This window comes from Ruminococcus sp. RTP21484sp1_RTP21281st1_A8_RTP21281_210402 (genome assembly GCF_040914025.1).
Taxonomy (GTDB): Bacteria; Bacillota; Clostridia; order Lachnospirales; family Lachnospiraceae; genus Blautia_A; species Blautia_A faecis.
Window position 1 is genome coordinate 26,050 of record NZ_JBCPGE010000019.1, and the last position, 18,237, is coordinate 44,286.

Below are 18,237 nucleotides of genomic sequence, written 5' to 3' on the forward strand. Positions count from 1 at the left end.
AACAACTTAAGAAAAAGAACCAACAATGAAAAAATAAAACATAATTTGAAGGCAGAATAGTCACAAAGACTGGATAAAATAGTCAGTTTGTGGTAAATTATATAAGAAAAAACAGTAACTTATTTATCTGCTTTTATAAGTTTTTTTGTGGAGGGAACGGATAAGAACAGATAGTATAAGAATATAATTTTTATTATAAGGAAGGTGAGCAATTGGAAAATTATACTAAGTACAAGCTGAAAAGCAGTGATGAGCTTGCATCAGTGCTGAACGGCAAGGACAACCTGTTTGTGATTGCCTGTAATAAGTGCTTTAAGGAATTTGAGACGGTTGAGGAACCGGATTGCGATGAATTCCTGAAGTTTGCTGAGGAGCAGGGAAAGACTGTCACAGGTAGTGCGAAAGTTGATTTCTTATGCAATAAAATGCACACAGAAAGAAAATTGCAGGATCTGCTTCCGGAAGGAACAGAGAATGTGGTAGTAATTTCCTGTGGTCTTGGTATTCAGACTGTTGCGGATCTGGCAGGTAAGCCGGTTGTTGCTGCAAGCAATACCCTTAACTACAGAGGTTATCATGGCATGGCACTTACCAAGAAGAGCTGTGATGCATGTGCACAGTGTTATCTGAATATTACCGGTGGTGTCTGTCCCATCGTTGACTGTTCCAAGAGTCTTGTGAATGGTCAGTGTGGAGGAGCAAAGAATGGAAAGTGCGAAGTAGATCCCAATAAGGACTGTGCATGGGAGAAAATTTACCAGAGACTGGCGAAACAGGGACGTCTGGAAGAATTCCTTAATCAGCCCGTACAGGTTCGTGATTTCTCCAAGGTTAATTTCAAGGTGATCAATGATTATGTGAAATCAATCAGAGAAAACAGACTGGATGGTTATTATGGTGGTGTTCATCCGTCAGAGCGCAAGGAATTCAGTGAGCACATTGCTCTTAAGAAGTTCCCGGATCCGAAGACGGTTGTAATTTCCATGTCTCAGCATCTGGGTGCTCCGGCGAATCCAATCGTTCAGGTTGGTGACACTGTAAAAGTCGGTCAGAAAATCGGCGAAGCTGCCGGATTTATCAGCGCTCCTGTACATTCCAGCGTAAGCGGAACGGTAGTTGCTGTTGAACCTCGTATGCACGGCACAAGAGGCAGTGAAGTGATGGCTGTTGTTATTGAATCGGATGGAAAAAATACTCTGCACGAATCCGTACAGCCACATGGAGACCTTGACAAGCTTACTCCGGATGAAATCATTGATATCATTCGTGAAGCAGGAATCGTTGGTATGGGTGGTGCAGGTTTCCCGACCTGTGTCAAGCTGAAACCGGCGAAACCAGTTGATACCATCCTTCTCAATGGATGCGAATGTGAACCGCTTTTGACAGCAGATCACAGAGTACTTCTTGAGTATGCAGATGATATTATTTTTGGTCTGCGAGCAGTTCTTAAGACAACCGGTGCCCAGAAGGGTATCATTGTTATTGAGGATAACAAGCCGGATGCCATTGAATTAATGCAGGAAAAAGTTGCCAATATCGGAGATATGGAAGTATTTGTTGCCAGAACCAAATACCCACAGGGCGCTGAGAAAACTCTGATCAAGCGTGTTATGGGCAGAATTGTTCCAAGCGGCGGTCTTCCGGCAGATGTTGGTGTTGTAGTAGATAATATCAGTACAGTAAAGGCAATTTCAGACGCAATCCAGACAGGAATGCCTCTGATTGAGCGTGTTGCAACTGTTACAGGTGAGAAGATCAAGAATCCTGGAAACTTTATCATCAAAATTGGTACAAGCGTAAGAGAGCTGATCGACTACTGTGGTGGATTTACAGATGAGGATGTTCTGGTTAAGATGGGCGGACCTATGATGGGATTCCCTCTGAATACACTGGATGTACCTATGATGAAAGGCTCCAACGGTATCATTGCAATTGATACAGATGAGACCAAAGAGCAGCCATGTATCAAATGCGGACGATGTGTAGATGTCTGTCCGATGGAACTGTCTCCGCTGTACTTTGTAAAATATGCCAAAGACGAGAACTGGCAGGGCATGAAGGACATGAATGTTATGGATTGTGTTGAGTGCAGATGCTGTCAGTATATCTGTTCTTCCAAGATTCCGATCATCGACAGTATTAAAGCCGGAAAAAATGCAGTAAGGGGGATGAAGTGATATGTTGATTACCCAGTTAAAAGCAAAAGAAGCAATCACATCACTGACAGCCGGAAAAAAAGTTTTCATTATTAACTGTCATGGATGTAAAGAGGTTCATTTTCCGGAAAAAGAAGCTGTTGAACTTCAGAAGGAGCTTTCCGCTGAAGGAAATGTGACAGGAATTATGACTACTGATTATATTTGTAATCCGGAGAACATGGAGCTGCGTCTTCAGAAACATATGAGCAAAATTCAGGAAGCAGATCTGGTTCTTGTATTTTCCTGTGGTGTTGGCGTGCAGACAATTTCTGAATATCTGGAAGATAAGATGGTCTGTGCTGCCTGTGATACATATCCGGTACCTGGTTTCCAGGGAGTGACACCATTAGAATATAAATGCGATCAGTGCGGTGAGTGTTATCTGAATCTGACAGGTGGAATCTGCCCGATCACGGCATGTTCCAAGAGCCTTGTGAATGGTCAGTGCGGCGGTTCCAAGAATGGAAAATGCGAAGTGGACAGCGAAATGGAGTGTGGATGGGAGCGTATTTACAGACGCCTGAAAGAGATTGGACGCCTTGATGTGCTGAAATGCCCGACACAGATCCACAATTTTGCTACAGATGATGAAGTGAAATAAAAGGTTAATCCTAAATTTTTAATGATTGGAGCAAATATAATATGAAAATGAAAGAATTATTCGATCGTGGTGAATTTGCAGTTTCAGCAGAAGTAGGACCGCCGAAAGGAATCCATGTAGATGAGCTGGTAGAAGAAGCCAAAACATACCTTACAGGTGTTCATGCAGTTAACGTAACAGATAACCAGTCTTCTGTTATGCGTCTTGGATCTCTTGCAATGTGTAAGGTTCTTAAAGATGCAGGCATGAATCCCATTTTCCAGCTTGCGTGCCGTGACAGAAACCGTATCGCTCTGGAGTCTGATCTTCTCAGTGCTGCTATGTTCGGTATTGACAATATTCTCTGCCTTACCGGTGATCATACTAAGATGGGCGATCATCCTCAGGCAAAACCGGTCTTCGACCTTGATTCCGTATCCCTTCTTCACACAGTGAAGCTTCTGGAATCCGGTGTGGATCTTGGCGGAAACCAGCTTGTTGGAGAGCCTCCGAAATTCTCCAAGGGTGCTGTCGTGTCTCCATGCAGTGATTCTGTTGATGCACAGCTTGCGAAGATGGAGAGAAAGGTTGCAGCAGGCGCTGACTATTTCCAGACACAGGCTGTATTCGAGCCGGAAAAATTTATCAAATTTATGGAAAAAGCAAAACAGTTCGGAAAACCTGTACAGGTTGGAATTATTATTCCGAAGTCCGCTGGAATGGCGAAATTCATGAATAATAACGTTGCCGGCATTCATGTTCCGGATGAGATGATCGAGGAGCTGAAGGCTGACAAAGAAAAGACAAAAGCTGGAATTACCGGTGTTGAGATCGCTGCACGTATTATCAAAGAGTGCAAGCCATACTGCCAGGGTGTTCATATCATGGCACTTGGCTGGGAGTCCAAGATTCCGGATCTGCTGAAATTAGCTGAAATCTAAAAAGTCAAGCGGATATTCGCAACCCCAGCAGGGGACTTACTTTATTCGGTAAAATTACACGGGCCGTCCGAACCATGAATGCAGGAATCTGCGTTTGTGGAGGATGGCTCGTTTTTTTACTTGCTATGAAAGTCCTGGACGGCAACCAAGAATGAGCCATGCTTGCATCAGCGAATTCTTGGGTATCGGACGGGCTAGACCGTATGAGTAAGTAGGGCGATAGCCCGGATTACGAATGCGGTCGGCAGCTGTGGGAGTGCCATAGGCGCGGAACAGCTGACTTTCATATAAAAATAGTATTGTTTTAAACAGAAATGAACGATATAATTTTATTATTGGGAAGTGATGGGGCAGGAGGAAAATTATATGGAAACAAACTATGCAAAAAGTGCATACAGAACCTTTTTATTCTGGGGAGTATGTTCTTCTCTTGGGGTTACCGTATCCACCCTTGTGGATGCTACTCTGGTAGGAAATTTTATAGGCAGTACCGGACTGGCTGTGGCGAATATTGCTACACCGGTATTTCTGCTTTATTTACTTATGGGGATCACCTTAGGAGGCGGTGCAGGCGTCTTAATTGGGAAAAAACTCGGTGAAGCAGATCTAAAAGGTGCAAATCGGGTTTTCGGCTCCGTATTAAGTGCAGGCCTGATAACAGGTGTGCTTTTCGCAGCAGTATCTCTCATATTTCGCAGCACATTATGCAGTCTGCTTGGTGCCACACCGGAGCTTTTGCCACAGGCCCTGCAGTATCTGACGGTAGTGTTTGCTTTTGCCCCAATTTATGTGGTATATAATATTCTTTCCATAGCAGTGCGGACAGACGGAGCACCAAAGCTGGCTGCCATTTCTTCTGCTGGCGTTATTGTCACCAATTTAAGCCTGGATCTGTTATTTATGAAAGTACTGAACTGGGGACTTGTTGGGGCTTCGGCGTCTTTATGTATTGCGGAAACAGTAGGAACTCTGATTCTGCTTACTCATTTTTGGAACAAGCAGGCGCTTTTAAGCTTTCATTTTCACATTCCTACAGGAAATGAGATCAAAGAATATGTGGAAAATGGATTTGGCGTAGGCTCTGCATTTATTTTTCAGGCGGTGGTTATGCTGGTGTTTAATACTATGCTGTTAAAGGGAAACTCAGAAAATGGCACTTTTTCTGTGGCTGTATTTGGTGTTATTTATACCATGAGTACCATTCCGGGGGCTATGTTTGACGGTGCCGGAGCTGCTGCTTCTACGGTTATCTCCATTTTAGGCGGAGAGAAGGACTGGAAAGGAATGCTGGCGGTGTATCACGATGGACTGCGGATTGTTGCAGCAGCAGGAATGATTATGGCATTGTTTTTTGCAGCCGGGGCAAAAAACATACTGATATTCTTCGGTCTGAATGATGGTCCGGCACTGGAAACAGCAGCGACCGCATTTCGTATTTATGCATTAAGCGTGGCTCTGGCAGGAGTGAATGTGGTAACCACGTCCTTCTGGCAAACAATAGGAAAGACAAGATATGCTTCCGGGTTATCTGTTTTACGCAACTTCATTCTCATGCTGGTGGCCGGATTTTTGCTGATTGAGAAAAAGGGTATTGTAGGGCTTGCGCTTGTGTATGTGATAAGTGAGGGAGTTTGCCTGCTGCTGGTTTTTGCAATACAGATATTTGGAAAAATAAAAGATTACATAAAAGAAAAATACAGTTTTACCAACCGGGTTTTTGAGGAATATTATCCCATCGAGGAAGGCAGTATGGAAAAAATGTCCCAGAATCTGGAAGGGTTGTGCGATGAATGGAACTTGGATTTTAAGCAGTCGTTTTTTATTCATCTGATCGTGGAAGAACTGCTTCTGAACATTATGAAATTTGGCATCGGCGAAACAGATAAGAAATATTATGTATCTGTAAAAGTAATGGACAACAATGGCGAATGTATACTTCGGATTCGGGATAATGTCAATTCTTACAATCCCTTCGACCTCCGCGGAGATGAGGTTGACCGTGCGGTAATGGAGATGATCAAGAAAAAGGCGAAGTATTATGAGTATCAGAGAAAGCTGGTGTTCAATTATCTTTATGTGACGATATAATTTCCCTGATCCAAAAGGGAAATATTTAAGTGTTACAAATCGGGAAGTCCGAATGATGTTTGAAAATATGATAAGAGACTGGTTTTCAGACGAAAATGTACCATATAATGAATTTGTACGCGCATTGCTACGTGGTGATGTGAAAGAAATGAATCATTATAGGAATGATATTTCTATGGCAACCTTCAGCTTTTTCAACGTAGGCAGTTCCAAAAGTACTTTAAATGCAAAGGCAGACAGGCCAGAGCGCTTCAGTATGGACAGCACCCTTGGTGAGACTGTGGCAGAACCCCTTGCAGTAGAAAGGTTCAATCAAATGGAACCGGGAATGCTGGATGGTCCGATGATCCAGTTTGCGTATGGAATGACACTGGCAGAGCTGATTGGAGCTGCACCGCAGGCGAAACCGATGTATGAAGCTGTTGTAAATGCATTGAATGCGGAATGTAAAATTAACAAATAACAGCTATTTATCCCACTTTTCTTTCCGATATTCCCCAGGTGTCACCTGGTAGTGTTTTTTGAAGGCTCTGCAAAAATAATCTACATTGTGAAAACCAGTTTCGGCTGAAATGGTGCTGACTTTTTTCTCTGTATGGGAGAGCAGAAGAGCAGCCTGTTTCAGCCGATAGTTTATGAGATAATTGACCGGCGTGATGTGAAGATAGCTCCGAAAAAGATTTAAGGCAGAGCTTTTGCTGATCATAGACTGTGCAGCAATCTCATCCAGGGAAAGATTTCTTCTGTAATTTTCGTGAATAAACTGCATCATCAGCTGGAGTCTTGCGCGGTTTACAGAGAACTGTCCAGTGATTTCCGGCATAGTGGAAAGATCTGTATGCTTGTATATTTCCAGCCAGAGCTGCTGCATAAGGGCAGAGGTCAGAAGATGGCAGGAAGAACCGGAAGTCTGCGCAGAAATAATCTGCTTCATAAGATCAAGAACTCTGGCCTGCCAGGAAATCTCCCTGCGAAAAATCCAAAAAGGAATATTCGATGAAATGATAGGCTTCACATAATTCTGGTAAATATAGCTGTCTGTAGCTGCAAGGAAAGAGGGCATGCAGAGAAAGTTTGGGATGACAGCATCCACAGGAGAGGAAAAACGGTGAAGGAATTTGGAATTAATAAAAATGCCGCTGTCAGCTGGCAGCTCCAGCTGTTTTTCCCCAATCCATGCAGTTACGGTTCCGGATTGAATATACACAAATTCCAGCTCCGTATGCCAGTGCCAGTCTATGCAGTTAAAATCAAATTGGGCTAAATGCTCATAATAGTAGCGAAAGGGATAGTCCTGGCTTCCGTGGGGAATGGTCTCCATTAAATTTTCGTCGGTAATAATTTTGGTATATACGTTGGTTTCTTTCATATCTTGTTTATCCTCAAATCGAGACCTGGAGCCTGTTTGAAAATCATTCCCGCAATCTGCTCGTCCCACTTTGCGGTATATTTTGCAGAAAACCTTTTTCGAACCGCTCTGGGAAGTGCCCCGAAAAAATAGAAAATTAATGTTTTTACGATATTATACAATAAAAATCAGAAATAATCCAATGAAAAACACATTTAAATATAATATAATCCAATAAGACAAAAATCTTCTTTAAAGAAGAAAAAAAGGAGAACCAATCATGCCAAATTACCAGAAAACCAAACGAGCCTGTTATATGGGCTTTATCACCCAGGCTATAGCAGCAAATTTTGCACCTTTGCTGTTTCTGAAATTTCACACAGATTATCATATTTCCCTTGGAAATATTGCACTGATCTCCACCTGCTTTTTCTTTACCCAGCTGCTGGTTGACTTGTTTTGTGCCCGATTTGTGGACAAAATCGGATATCGCGTGTGCATTGTAACCTCTGAGATCAGTTCCGCTTTAGGACTGGTGGGGCTGGCATTTCTTCCGGAGCTTTTGCCAGATCCTTTTATGGGAATTATCATCAGTGTTATTGTTTATGCTGTTGGAAGCGGACTGATTGAAGTGCTGTGCAGTCCTATTATGGAAGCATGTCCTTTCAAAAATAAAGAAGCGACCATGAGTCTTCTTCATTCCTTCTACTGCTGGGGCTCTGTGGGAACCATTGCAGTTTCCACCCTGTTTTTCGCAGTTTTTGGAATGGACAGCTGGAAGTGGCTGGCAGTTTTGTGGGCAATCGTTCCGGCCGTTAATGTTTACAACTTTGCCACCTGTCCCATCGAACATCTGGTGGATGAAGGGGAAGGCATGAAAATCAGGGAACTGTTTCGTAAGCCTGTGTTCTGGATTGCCGTGTGTCTGATGGTGTGTTCAGGGGCATCAGAGCTGTCCATGTCCCAGTGGGCATCTGCCTATGCAGAGGCGGCACTTGGACTGTCAAAGACCATCGGAGACCTGGCCGGTCCCTGCATGTTTGCCATTACGATGGGAATCAGCCGTATGATCTTTGGAAAATACGGAGATAAAATGGACTTGATGAAATTTATGGCAGGATCCGGAATTTTATGCGTATTCTGCTATCTTCTTGCATCCCTGTCTTCTAATCCGGCAGCAGGACTGATTGGCTGTATTGTATGCGGATTTTCCGTTGGAATCATGTGGCCTGGAACCATCAGTATTTCCTCTAAGAAATTTCCGGCAGGTGGAACTGCCATGTTCGCCCTTCTTGCCATGGCCGGAGATCTTGGAGGCAGTATAGGCCCTGGAATCGTGGGCCGTGTCACACAGAATGCAGGAGATAACATCCGCGTGGGTATGGGCGTAGGCCTGATTTTCCCAGTGGTGCTGCTGGTGATGGTTTTTCTGCTGAAAAAGGTGAAAGTAGAGGAAAAATAACTGATATTTGAAAATCTACAGAGGGTTTAGAACGTGTTTGAAAAAGGCTTTCTGCAAAAAATTTCCATAAAGCAGGGAGTACAGATGGTGGGAATGATTTTCAAACACGCTCTGAAATATAATAGGAAGGCTGAGGTATTATTTAAAACGGGTTGGCGTAAATTAAAGATAAGTATATTCTGAGTATGCATATGCTGCAAAATGGAGGAAATATGCCAGATCAGAAGCTGGATAATCTTTTGAACCTTGCGCTGGATGCCACAGAAGAGGAAAGAGAGAAATCCCGAAATCTGAATGTGGGGTATGAGAAGCAGACACGAAAGTGGGAAATTATTGTGAAGTATAGTGAAATGGGTGATTCTGTTGAGGCGTTGCTTGGTGGATCCGGAATTTCCGTGGTCCCTCTCCTTGGCGGGTATGCCATTGTGACGCTTCCTGAAAGTATGCTGGAAGAATATTCCCGACGTCCCCAGATAGAATTTATAGAAAAGCCCACCCGTCTGTATTTTGAAGATCTTTTTTCAAAAGAGGCAAGCTGTATTACCCAGGTACAGCGCGATGAACCGGGGAATCTGCAGCTGACAGGACGCGGCGTGTTGATCGGAATTGTGGATTCCGGGGTGGATTACAGGCATCCTGCATTTCTTACAGCAGATGGAAAGTCCAGGATTCTGCGTTTGTGGGATCAGAGCATTCCCGGTAATCCCCCGGAGGGCTATGCAACAGGAACTGAATATACCAATGAGGAAATCAATGAGGCGTTGTCCCTCTCTGTGCAGGAGGGGCGGCGCCTTGTTCCGTCTGAAGATGGAAGCGGTCATGGAACCGCTGTGCTTGGAGTGGCAGCTGGCAGCGATTTTTCCCGTGGGGCAGTGAACCGGGGTGTGGCATATGAAAGTGACCTTCTGGTTGTGAAAATGGGTATTCCAAGACAGGACTCTTTTCCAAGAACTACAGAGCTGATGCAAGGTGTAGATTATCTGGTTCGGCAGGCTATACGGCTTGGAAGACCAATCGCGCTCAATTTAAGCTTTGGAAATAATTATGGCTCACACAGAGGCGATTCTCTGCTGGAAACTTATCTGGACAATGTGTCCGGTATGGGGAAAAATGTGATTTGTGTAGGAATGGGCAACAATGGAAATGATGCTCTGCATACCGGAGGAAAGCTTTCGCCAGGTGAAATCCAGGAAATTGAACTTGGGGTTGGTGCCTTTGAGCCTACCTTAAATGTGCAGCTTTGGAAAAATTACGAAGATGAGATGGAAATCTATCTGGAAAATCCAGCCGGGGAGCGTGTTGGCCCCCTTTTTGAAACACTGGGCGCCCAGCGTTGGCAGGCGGGAAATACGGAACTTCTGATTTATTATGGAAAACCGGCACCGTATCATGTGACGCAGGAGATTTATGTGGATTTTCTGCCGCAGGATGAGACCCCCCCCTATGTAGACAGCGGTGTGTGGAAAATAATCTTAGCAGCAAGAAATATAAAAAACGGGGAATATTTCCTGTGGCTTCCAGGTGGCAAAACGCTAAACCCAGGCACAGCCTTCTATCTTCCACGTCCTCAGGGAACCCTTACAATCCCTGCCACTGCCAGACGCGTGATCAGCGTCGGCGCCTACGACGCCCGTCAAAACACCTATGCTGATTTCTCTGGCCGCGGCTGTCGTGCCCTCCCCTATCCAAAACCCGACCTTGTCGCTCCCGGTGTTGATATCTATGCTCCCCGCTCTGGTGGAGGCTATGCATCCTTCACTGGCACCTCCTTTTCCACGCCTTTCGTTACCGGTGCAGCCGCCCTCCTTATGGAATGGGGAATCACCCGCCGAAAAGATCCCTACCTCTATGGCGAAAAACTAAAAGCCTATCTCCGTCGTGGTGCAAAAGCCTTGCAAGGATCGGAAAAGTTGCCAAATGACTTAATCGGGTGGGGACGGCTCTGTTTGGAAAGTAGCCTGCCAGAATAGGATAATTAATGTACAAGATGTAGCAATTTAAAGTGTCCCAATCTGAACATTTTAAAAAGCAGGTCGGATTATTGACTTTTACACCAAGTGTTTCCGAATGGATTAATAAAACGAATGCCATAAAAACTACCGTTTATGTAAAAAAAAGAACCGTTTATGTAAAAAAAGAACCGTTTATGTAAAATACAACAGAATCTGCTGAAATCTGATAGAATACTCCTGAAAATAACAAAGGGAGGAAATGATTATGACAGGATTTTTAGTAAACTTACTGAGCCCGGTTTTCAGCAGTCTCGGTGTAAGTCAGGCTGACCTTACATCCTATATTGAGAAGCTGATCGGCTATGTTATCGCAATCCTTGCTTTACTTGTTGTGATGATCGTAGTAATGGTTGTGGCTCATAAAGCCCAAAAGGGATTCCGTCATGTGATCCGCTGGCAGGCTGCCATTGCATTTATTGCAATTGTTGCAGTGCTTGTAAATGTAATCTGCTACGGACCGATGTACAACAACGTATCAAGTGTTTTAAACGCAAAGAAAGTAGTACTTGCACAAGAGACTACAGACCAGAGCCGTGCAACCATTCAGAAGGTTGCTGAAGAAGGAATGGTGTTACTGAAAAACGATGGTATTTTACCTCTTTCCTCAGATACAAAGAAACTAAATGTATTCGGCTGGGATTCTACAAACCCGCTGTTTGGCGGAACCGGATCAGGATCTTCTGATTCCTCCACAGCAATCGGTATCCTGCAGTCCTTAAAGGATGCCGGATATGAGACAAACGAGTCTCTTACCAAGATGTATACTGACTACAGAGCTGACCGTCCTACAATTGCCATGGCGCAGCAGGACTGGACACTGCCTGAGCCGACTAAGGAGTATTACACAGACAGCCTGATGGACGAAGCAAAAGAGTATTCTGACACAGCTGTAGTTGTAATTGGACGTTCCGGCGGAGAGGGTGCAGACCTTCCAACCGACATGAAATCTGTAATTGATGGAAGCTATGCAAAGAAAGCAGAAGAAGTATCTGTTTCCCCAGACAATTACGGATATGTAAAAGGAAGTTACACAAACAATGGAGACTATGATGACTTCGACGAGGGAGAAAGCTATCTTGAGCTTTCCAATACAGAGGAAGATATGCTGGATACAGTATGCTCCCAGTTTGACAATGTTATTGTAGTTGTAAACGCAAATAATGCAATGGAACTGGACTGGGTAGACAAATATGAGCAGATCGGTGCGGTTATCTTTGCTCCTGGAGCAGGTGCAACTGGCTTCGAAGCACTGGGCGAGATCATCAATGGTTCTGTAAACCCATCTGGAAAAACAGTAGATACCTTTGTAAAGGATCTGACAGAGACTCCATACTACAATAATATGGGCCTGAATGCTTATACAAACGTAGAAGATCTGAAAGAGCAGATCGCAGCAAATGATCCGGCTTACGAAGGAAGCATGGGATTTGTAAACTATGCAGAGGGAATTTATGTAGGATATAAATTCTATGAAACAGCAGCTGAAGAGGGTCTTATCAAGTATGAGGATATGGTACAGTATCCATTTGGATATGGACTCAGCTACACAACCTTTGACAAACAGATTGAGAATTTCAAGGATAACGGAGATACCGTCACCTTTGATGTAACGGTAGAGAACACAGGCTCTGTTGCTGGAAAAGATGTTGTGGAAATTTATTACACAGCACCTTACACAAACGGTGGAATCGAGAAAGCAGCAGCAAACTTGATCGCTTTCGAGAAAACAGATTCTATTGAGCCAGGAGAATCCCAGACAAAATCCTTTACCATCAACAAAGAAGATATGGCTTCCTATGATTCTGAAGGTATTAAGATCTCCGGAGGCGGTTATATCTTAGAGGCTGGCGAATACACAATTTCTCTTCGTTCAGACTCTCATACAGTTCTTAGTGAAGAGAAGTTCACCGTTGATGAAGATATTGATTACAGCAAAGATGGTCGTTCTTCCGACAAAACTGTTGCAACAAACCAGTTTGAGGATTATGCGAGAGGCGACTTTGAGCAGCTTTCCCGTGAGGACGGTTTTGCAAATTATGACAAAGCATGCGGTGTGCCGGAAGAGGATGCTTATGTAATGAGCGACGAGACAAGGGCAGCCGTAGAAGAGAATGTATTTGGCATTTACGATGGAACCAAATATAACAATGATTCTGATGAAATGCCGGCAATGGGAGCAGACAACGGACTTCAGCTTGCTGACCTTACCGGAAAAGATTATGACGATGCAGACTGGGATAAGCTGTTAGACCAGCTCAGCTTCGAAGATATGGCTACTCTGATCAATGTTGGTGGATGGCAGACCGCAGAAATCAAATCAGTAGGTAAAATTGCCACATCTGACTGTGACGGACCTGCCGGATTAAACAACTTCATCACAAAGGCATATGGAACTGCTTATCCATCTGAAGTTCTTATGGCTCAGACCTGGAACAAAGAACTTGCAAATGAAATCGGCGTTTCTATGGGACAGGAATATGTAGATGCTGACAACTACGGATGGTACGGCCCGGCTATGAACATCCACCGTACAGCATTTGCAGGACGTAACTTCGAATATTATTCAGAAGACAGTCTGTTGTCTGGATACATGGCAGCAAATGAAATGAATGGAGCAGCCACCAAGGGTGTTTATCCATACATGAAGCATTTTGCATTAAATGATCAGGAAACAAACAGATGCTCTTTCCTTCTCACATTTGCTTCCGAGCAGACAATCCGTGAAGGATATCTGAAAGCATTCGAGCTTGCAACAAAGGGCTTTGAAGGAAAAGCAATGGCAGTTATGTCCTCCTTCAACTGGATCGGTACAGTACCAAGCTGTGCAAACAACGAGCTTTTGAACAACGTGCTCCGTGGAGAATGGGGATTTGTTGGAATGGTAGAAACCGATTATGACGGTTCCTATGGTTACATGATCACCGATCATTGTATCAGAAACGGAAATGATCTGATGCTTGGATTTAACAGTGCAGAGTCCAACAAACTGACAGACGAGAGCGCAACAGCAGTTCTTGCAATGCGTCAGGCTTGCAAAAATATCCTTTATACAGTAGCAAACAGCGGATATTATGCAGATGGAAATCCGGCAACAGGAATGACCAATATGACAAAACTGTTTGTAATGATTGACGTGATTCTTGCAGTTGTTCTTATTGTAGTTGATACAATTGTAATTGTACGCTGGAGAAAAAAGAAAAAACAGGCTGTAAACGAATAATTAAACAGTAATCTGGAGACATAAGTCCCCCTTTTAAATCTGGAATAAGCAGAGCAAGGAATCTGTAAAATTTCCAGAGCAAAAAAGGGGGATTTTTTTATGCGATTTTTGTCTTGCAGAGTGAGGAAAAATTATTTATTATGAAAGGAGGCGTAATAACAGGAAAAAAGGAGGACTGGCATGATCAGCATTGCAATTGTGGAAGACGAAGAAATGTATGCAAAGCAGCTTCAGCAGTTTCTGCATCAATATGAAGAAGAGAACAAAGAGATGTTTGACATTACAGTCTATTCAGACGGCGATCAGATTGTAAATAAATATAAATCCCAGTACGATATTATTCTGATGGATGTGGAAATGAAATTCATGGACGGAATGTCTGCAGCTGAAGAAATCCGCAAAATTGACACAGAGGTTGTGATCATTTTCATTACGAATATGGCACAATATGCGATCAGAGGATATGCAGTGGATGCGCTGGATTATGTACTGAAGCCGGTGTCCTATTTCGCATTTTCCCAGCGGCTTAACCGTGCCATCAGCCGGATGAAAAAGCGGGAAACGAAGATTATCATGGTGAATATGAAAGGCGGTATGGTCAGAATCAATGTTGCAAATATTTATTATATTGAAAGTCAGGGACATACTCTGATACTTCATACCATACTGGGAAACTATGAAACAACAGGGAAAATGAAGGAGATGGAGGAAAAGCTTGCGGAGATGAATTTCTGCCGTGGAAATAAGGGATATCTGATCAACCTCCAGCATGTGGAACGGATCCAGGATGGATGTGCTTTGGTGAAGGGAGAAAATCTGACATTGAGCCGTGCACGCAGAAAGGTCTTCATGGAAGCCCTGACCAGATATTGGGGAGAGGTGATAAAATGACAGAATATTATCTGCCCGATATTCCAAGACTTTATACGGCACTTGCAGAGTGGATGGCTTGTCTGATTTTTATTTTGCCTTTCAAAAAAAGATTTTCACCGGCTGTAACAGGCTGTCTTGTGGCAGGTGCATTTGGAATACAGAGCGTATTTCTGATTTCTACCGGTGGGGTAAGACTGATTTTTTGGATCCCCTGTATGATATTTGCGGTTTTTCTGATGGTTGCTTTTGTTTTTTGCTGCTGTGAGATCAGGCTGACAGATGCGGCATATTTTGGAATGATTGCTTTTGTAGCAGCTGAATTTATGGCTTCTGCCGGGTGGCAGATCCTGTGTTATACAGGGAAAGAAGCATGGATGTCCTGGTGGCAGCAGGGAATGGCAATTCTTCTGATCTATGGTGTGCTTGTAGTGATATTATACAAAATTCTCCATGTTCATCTGCCAAAGGATGGACAGATGGAAATCACCAGAAGGGAATATTTTTCCGGACTCCTGATCAGTATTGCTGTATTTGCTGTCAGCAATATGAGTTATGTGAATGTGAACACGCCATTTACAGGCAGATATTCTTTTGAAATGGGGAATATCCGTACTATGGTAGATGTTGCAGGAATTGCAATTTTATATGCACATTTGATACAGTGCTGTGAGCTTCGGGTAAGAAAAGAGCTGGAGGCAGTGCAGAATGTGCTTCAGAATCAGTATGCCCAATACAAGCAGTCAAAGGAAAGCATTGAGCTGATCAATTATAAGTATCATGATCTGAAGCATCAGATCGCTGTGTTAAGAAGTGAAACTGATCCTGGAAAACGAGAAGAATTTCTGGATAAAATGGAAGCAGATATAAAGAAATATGAAAACCAGAACAAAACAGGAAATAAAGTGTTGGATACTGTGCTGACTACCAAGAGTCTTTATTGCGCAAAGCATAACATAACTTTTACCTGCGTTGCAGATGGAACATTGCTGGATTTTATGGACGTTATGGATATCTGCAGTATTTTTGGAAATGCATTGGATAATGCCATTGAATGTGAATTGAAGATTCCGGATAAAGAAAAAAGATTAATACACGTCAGTGTCTCAAAACAGAAAAACTTTCTGCTTCTCCGGTTTGAAAATTATTATGATACGGAACTGAATTACCAGGGCGGAGCGTTTATCACAACGAAGCGGGACAAAGAATTCCACGGTTATGGACTGAAAAGCATTCGCTATACGGTAAATAAATATGATGGCGCTGTTTCCATTGACACAAAGGAGAATTGGTTTGATCTGAAGATACTGATACCGGTCGGTGAAAATACACAAAAACAGATCGATAAAATCGTATAATATATACAAAAAATGTATTGCAATTTTCTAAAAAAAGTAGTAAAACTTTAGTTAGATAAAGAGAAATGCATTGAACAGGACAAATTACAAAAGATAACCGGAACACAGAGAGCCGCAGACTGGTGAGAGGCGGCAGAAGGTATTTTGTGGTATCACCTGGGAGCATCCCGCTGAAAAAATAATAACTAATTTCAGTAAGCCGGGACGTAGTCTTCACGTTACAGAAGAAGCTGTTTATACAGACAGCAATGAGTGGTCGTATTTAGTAATAGATACGATAATACAAAGTGGTACCACGGAAATTCCGCCTTTGTTATCCATTGGATAGCAAGGGCGTTTTTTATATATTAACCACTTGACTACAAATGAAAGACGAGGAGAAAGATTATGAGTGGAATTATGATGATGGTAATCGCTATCGTAGTTCTGGGCGGCGCCTATCTTCTGTATGGCCGTTACCTCCAGAACAAATGGGGAATTGACCCGAAAGCAAAAACTCCGGCTTACGAAATGGAGGATGGAGTTGATTATGTACCGGCCGATACCAATGTAGTATTTGGACATCAGTTTGCATCCATTGCCGGTGCCGGCCCGATCAACGGACCAATCCAGGCTGCAATTTTTGGATGGCTTCCGGTACTGCTTTGGATTCTGATCGGTGGTGTGTTCTTTGGAGCAGTTCAGGACTTTGCATCTATGTATGCCTCTGTAAAGAACAAAGGACGTACAATCGGATACATTATTGAAGCGTACATTGGAAAACTTGGAAAAAAATTATTCCTTTTATTCTGCTGGCTGTTCTGTATTCTGGTTGTTGCGGCATTCGCAGATGTTGTAGCCGGAACCTTTAACGGATTTGCCACAAATGATGCAGGAGAAGTGACAAAGGTAGTGGCAAACGGAGCTGTTGCAACAACTTCCATGTTATTCATTTTTGAAGCAGTTGGACTTGGATTTTTCCTGAAGTACACAAAGTTCAATAAATGGGTAAATACTGCTTTTGCAATTGTGCTGTTGGTTGCAGCAATTGTGCTGGGACTGCAGTTCCCAATGTATGTAAGCCTTGGAACCTGGCACATTATTATCTTTGTATATATTCTGATTGCCAGTGTAGCTCCTGTATGGGCGCTGCTTCAGCCACGTGATTATCTGAACAGCTATCTGCTGATTTTCATGATCGTGGGCGCTGTTATCGGTGTATTTGCAGCAAACCCGGCATGTAACCTTCAGGCGTTTACAAGCTTTAACGTAGATGGACAGTACATGTTCCCAATCTTATTTGTAACAATTGCCTGTGGTGCAGTTTCCGGTTTTCACTCTCTGGTATCTTCCGGTACTGCTTCCAAGCAGATTAAAAATGAAAAGAACATGCTTCCAGTTTCCTTTGGTGCAATGCTTATGGAAAGTATGCTTGCAATCATCGCATTGATCGCAGTTGCATCCTTTGGACAGGGCGAGGCAGCAGCACAGGGACTTACCACCCAGCCGCAGATTTTCGCAGGTGCGATTGCAAACTTCCTTTCTGTGATCGGTTTGCCTCACTCCCTTGTGTTCACTCTGATCAACCTTGCAGTATCCGCATTTGCGCTTACATCACTTGACTCTGTAGCCAGAGTAGGACGTCTGTCTTTCCAGGAATTTTTCCTTGATTCTGACACAGATGAGAAAAATATGAGTCCATTCCAGAAAGTAGTAACAAACAAATACTTTGCAACCATCATTACACTTGTACTTGCTTACCTGCTTACAAAGGTTGGATATGCGGAAATCTGGCCGTTGTTCGGTTCTGCAAACCAGTTGTTATCCGTACTTGCACTGGTAGCCTGCGCCGTATTCTTAAAGAAGACCAAGCGTCAGGGCTGGATGCTCTGGGTACCAATGGTATTTATGATGGCAGTTACCTTTACCGCACTTGGAATGACAATTGTAAAGCTTTCCAAAGCATTTGTAACAACAGGTCTGGATCTTGGAAATTCTTTACAGCTGATATTTGCAGTATTACTGTTAATACTGGGTGTGCTGGTTGCAATCCAGGGTATTAAGAAGCTTTTGGAAAAACCGGAAACTGAAAAGAAAGCAGAACGGGCATAATAAGAATAACCCCGTCATAAAATAAGTCCCCAACGCAGTACATTTTACAGACTGCGTAGGGGACTGTTT

Annotated in this window: 13 protein-coding genes and 1 other annotated feature; of the genes, 11 read left to right on the top strand and 2 right to left on the bottom strand. The window is 43.3% G+C overall.

The features are described from left to right. Positions 1-212: 212 nt before the first annotated feature. The 5 genes from rsxC to AB5170_RS10755 all read left to right on the top strand — a co-directional run bounded on the left by rsxC (position 213) and on the right by AB5170_RS10755 (position 6,270). Positions 213-2,177 (top strand): electron transport complex subunit RsxC, encoded by a 1,965-nt coding sequence (rsxC, locus tag AB5170_RS10735; protein ID WP_195982606.1) that lies wholly within the window; start codon positions 213-215, stop codon positions 2,175-2,177. 1 nt (position 2,178) lies between these two features. Further along, on the top strand, positions 2,179-2,799 hold the full coding sequence (locus AB5170_RS10740; protein WP_118580418.1) for a methylenetetrahydrofolate reductase C-terminal domain-containing protein: 621 nt from the start codon (positions 2,179-2,181) through the stop codon (positions 2,797-2,799). A 41-nt stretch (positions 2,800-2,840) separates the two neighbouring features. After that, entirely contained in the window at positions 2,841-3,719 is an 879-nt protein-coding gene (locus AB5170_RS10745) for a methylenetetrahydrofolate reductase (protein ID WP_118071790.1), read from the top strand. Positions 3,720-4,085: 366 nt separating this feature from the next. After that, entirely contained in the window at positions 4,086-5,807 is a 1,722-nt protein-coding gene (locus AB5170_RS10750; protein WP_368361369.1) for an MATE family efflux transporter, read from the top strand. A gap of 52 nt (positions 5,808-5,859) precedes the next feature. Continuing rightward, positions 5,860-6,270, top strand: a complete 411-nt coding sequence (locus AB5170_RS10755) for a hypothetical protein (protein WP_368361370.1) — start codon at positions 5,860-5,862, stop codon at positions 6,268-6,270. 3 nt (positions 6,271-6,273) lie between these two features. Here AB5170_RS10755 and AB5170_RS10760 read toward each other — a convergent pair whose 3' ends face one another. Then, positions 6,274-7,176: an AraC family transcriptional regulator gene (locus AB5170_RS10760; RefSeq protein ID WP_368361371.1), complete on the bottom strand. Its 903-nt coding sequence runs from the start codon at positions 7,174-7,176 to the stop codon at positions 6,274-6,276. Beyond that, positions 7,173-7,337, bottom strand: a complete 165-nt coding sequence (locus AB5170_RS10765) for a DUF6783 domain-containing protein (RefSeq protein ID WP_368072602.1) — start codon at positions 7,335-7,337, stop codon at positions 7,173-7,175. Before AB5170_RS10765 ends, AB5170_RS10760 begins: the two co-directional genes overlap by 4 nt. Positions 7,338-7,435: 98 nt before the next feature. Between AB5170_RS10765 and AB5170_RS10770 the strand changes: the two genes are divergently transcribed. From AB5170_RS10770 to AB5170_RS10795, 6 genes are all read left to right on the top strand, one after another. Further along, positions 7,436-8,617: a sugar MFS transporter gene (locus tag AB5170_RS10770; protein ID WP_173735260.1), complete on the top strand. Its 1,182-nt coding sequence runs from the start codon at positions 7,436-7,438 to the stop codon at positions 8,615-8,617. Positions 8,618-8,829: 212 nt separating this feature from the next. After that, positions 8,830-10,587, top strand: a complete 1,758-nt coding sequence (locus AB5170_RS10775) for a S8 family peptidase (protein ID WP_294423271.1) — start codon at positions 8,830-8,832, stop codon at positions 10,585-10,587. 247 nt (positions 10,588-10,834) lie between these two features. Further along, positions 10,835-13,849, top strand: coding sequence for a glycoside hydrolase family 3 C-terminal domain-containing protein (locus AB5170_RS10780; protein ID WP_270430992.1), 3,015 nt, complete (start codon positions 10,835-10,837; stop codon positions 13,847-13,849). Between the two features lie 180 nt (positions 13,850-14,029). Beyond that, on the top strand, positions 14,030-14,740 hold the full coding sequence (locus tag AB5170_RS10785) for a LytTR family DNA-binding domain-containing protein (RefSeq protein WP_148461047.1): 711 nt from the start codon (positions 14,030-14,032) through the stop codon (positions 14,738-14,740). Then, the gene (locus AB5170_RS10790) at positions 14,737-16,077 is read left to right on the top strand and encodes an ATP-binding protein (protein ID WP_368361374.1); all 1,341 of its coding nucleotides are present in this window, start codon (positions 14,737-14,739) and stop codon (positions 16,075-16,077) included. Before AB5170_RS10785 ends, AB5170_RS10790 begins: the two co-directional genes overlap by 4 nt. A 61-nt stretch (positions 16,078-16,138) precedes the next feature. After that, positions 16,139-16,392, top strand: a binding site (T-box leader). 72 nt (positions 16,393-16,464) lie between these two features. Continuing rightward, the gene (locus AB5170_RS10795; RefSeq protein ID WP_195379632.1) at positions 16,465-18,168 is read left to right on the top strand and encodes a carbon starvation protein A; all 1,704 of its coding nucleotides are present in this window, start codon (positions 16,465-16,467) and stop codon (positions 18,166-18,168) included. Positions 18,169-18,237: the final 69 nt, after the last annotated feature.

Coding starts and splice junctions, on each gene's coding strand:
- AB5170_RS10740 (WP_118580418.1), top strand. CDS start 2,179: ATGTTGATTACCCAGTTAAAAGCAAAAGAAGCAATCACATCACTGACA.
- AB5170_RS10745 (WP_118071790.1), top strand. CDS start 2,841: ATGAAAATGAAAGAATTATTCGATCGTGGTGAATTTGCAGTTTCAGCA.
- AB5170_RS10750 (WP_368361369.1), top strand. CDS start 4,086: ATGGAAACAAACTATGCAAAAAGTGCATACAGAACCTTTTTATTCTGG.
- AB5170_RS10755 (WP_368361370.1), top strand. CDS start 5,860: ATGATGTTTGAAAATATGATAAGAGACTGGTTTTCAGACGAAAATGTA.
- AB5170_RS10760 (WP_368361371.1), bottom strand. CDS start 7,176: ATGAAAGAAACCAACGTATATACCAAAATTATTACCGACGAAAATTTA.
- AB5170_RS10770 (WP_173735260.1), top strand. CDS start 7,436: ATGCCAAATTACCAGAAAACCAAACGAGCCTGTTATATGGGCTTTATC.
- AB5170_RS10775 (WP_294423271.1), top strand. CDS start 8,830: ATGCCAGATCAGAAGCTGGATAATCTTTTGAACCTTGCGCTGGATGCC.
- AB5170_RS10780 (WP_270430992.1), top strand. CDS start 10,835: ATGACAGGATTTTTAGTAAACTTACTGAGCCCGGTTTTCAGCAGTCTC.
- AB5170_RS10785 (WP_148461047.1), top strand. CDS start 14,030: ATGATCAGCATTGCAATTGTGGAAGACGAAGAAATGTATGCAAAGCAG.
- AB5170_RS10790 (WP_368361374.1), top strand. CDS start 14,737: ATGACAGAATATTATCTGCCCGATATTCCAAGACTTTATACGGCACTT.
- AB5170_RS10795 (WP_195379632.1), top strand. CDS start 16,465: ATGAGTGGAATTATGATGATGGTAATCGCTATCGTAGTTCTGGGCGGC.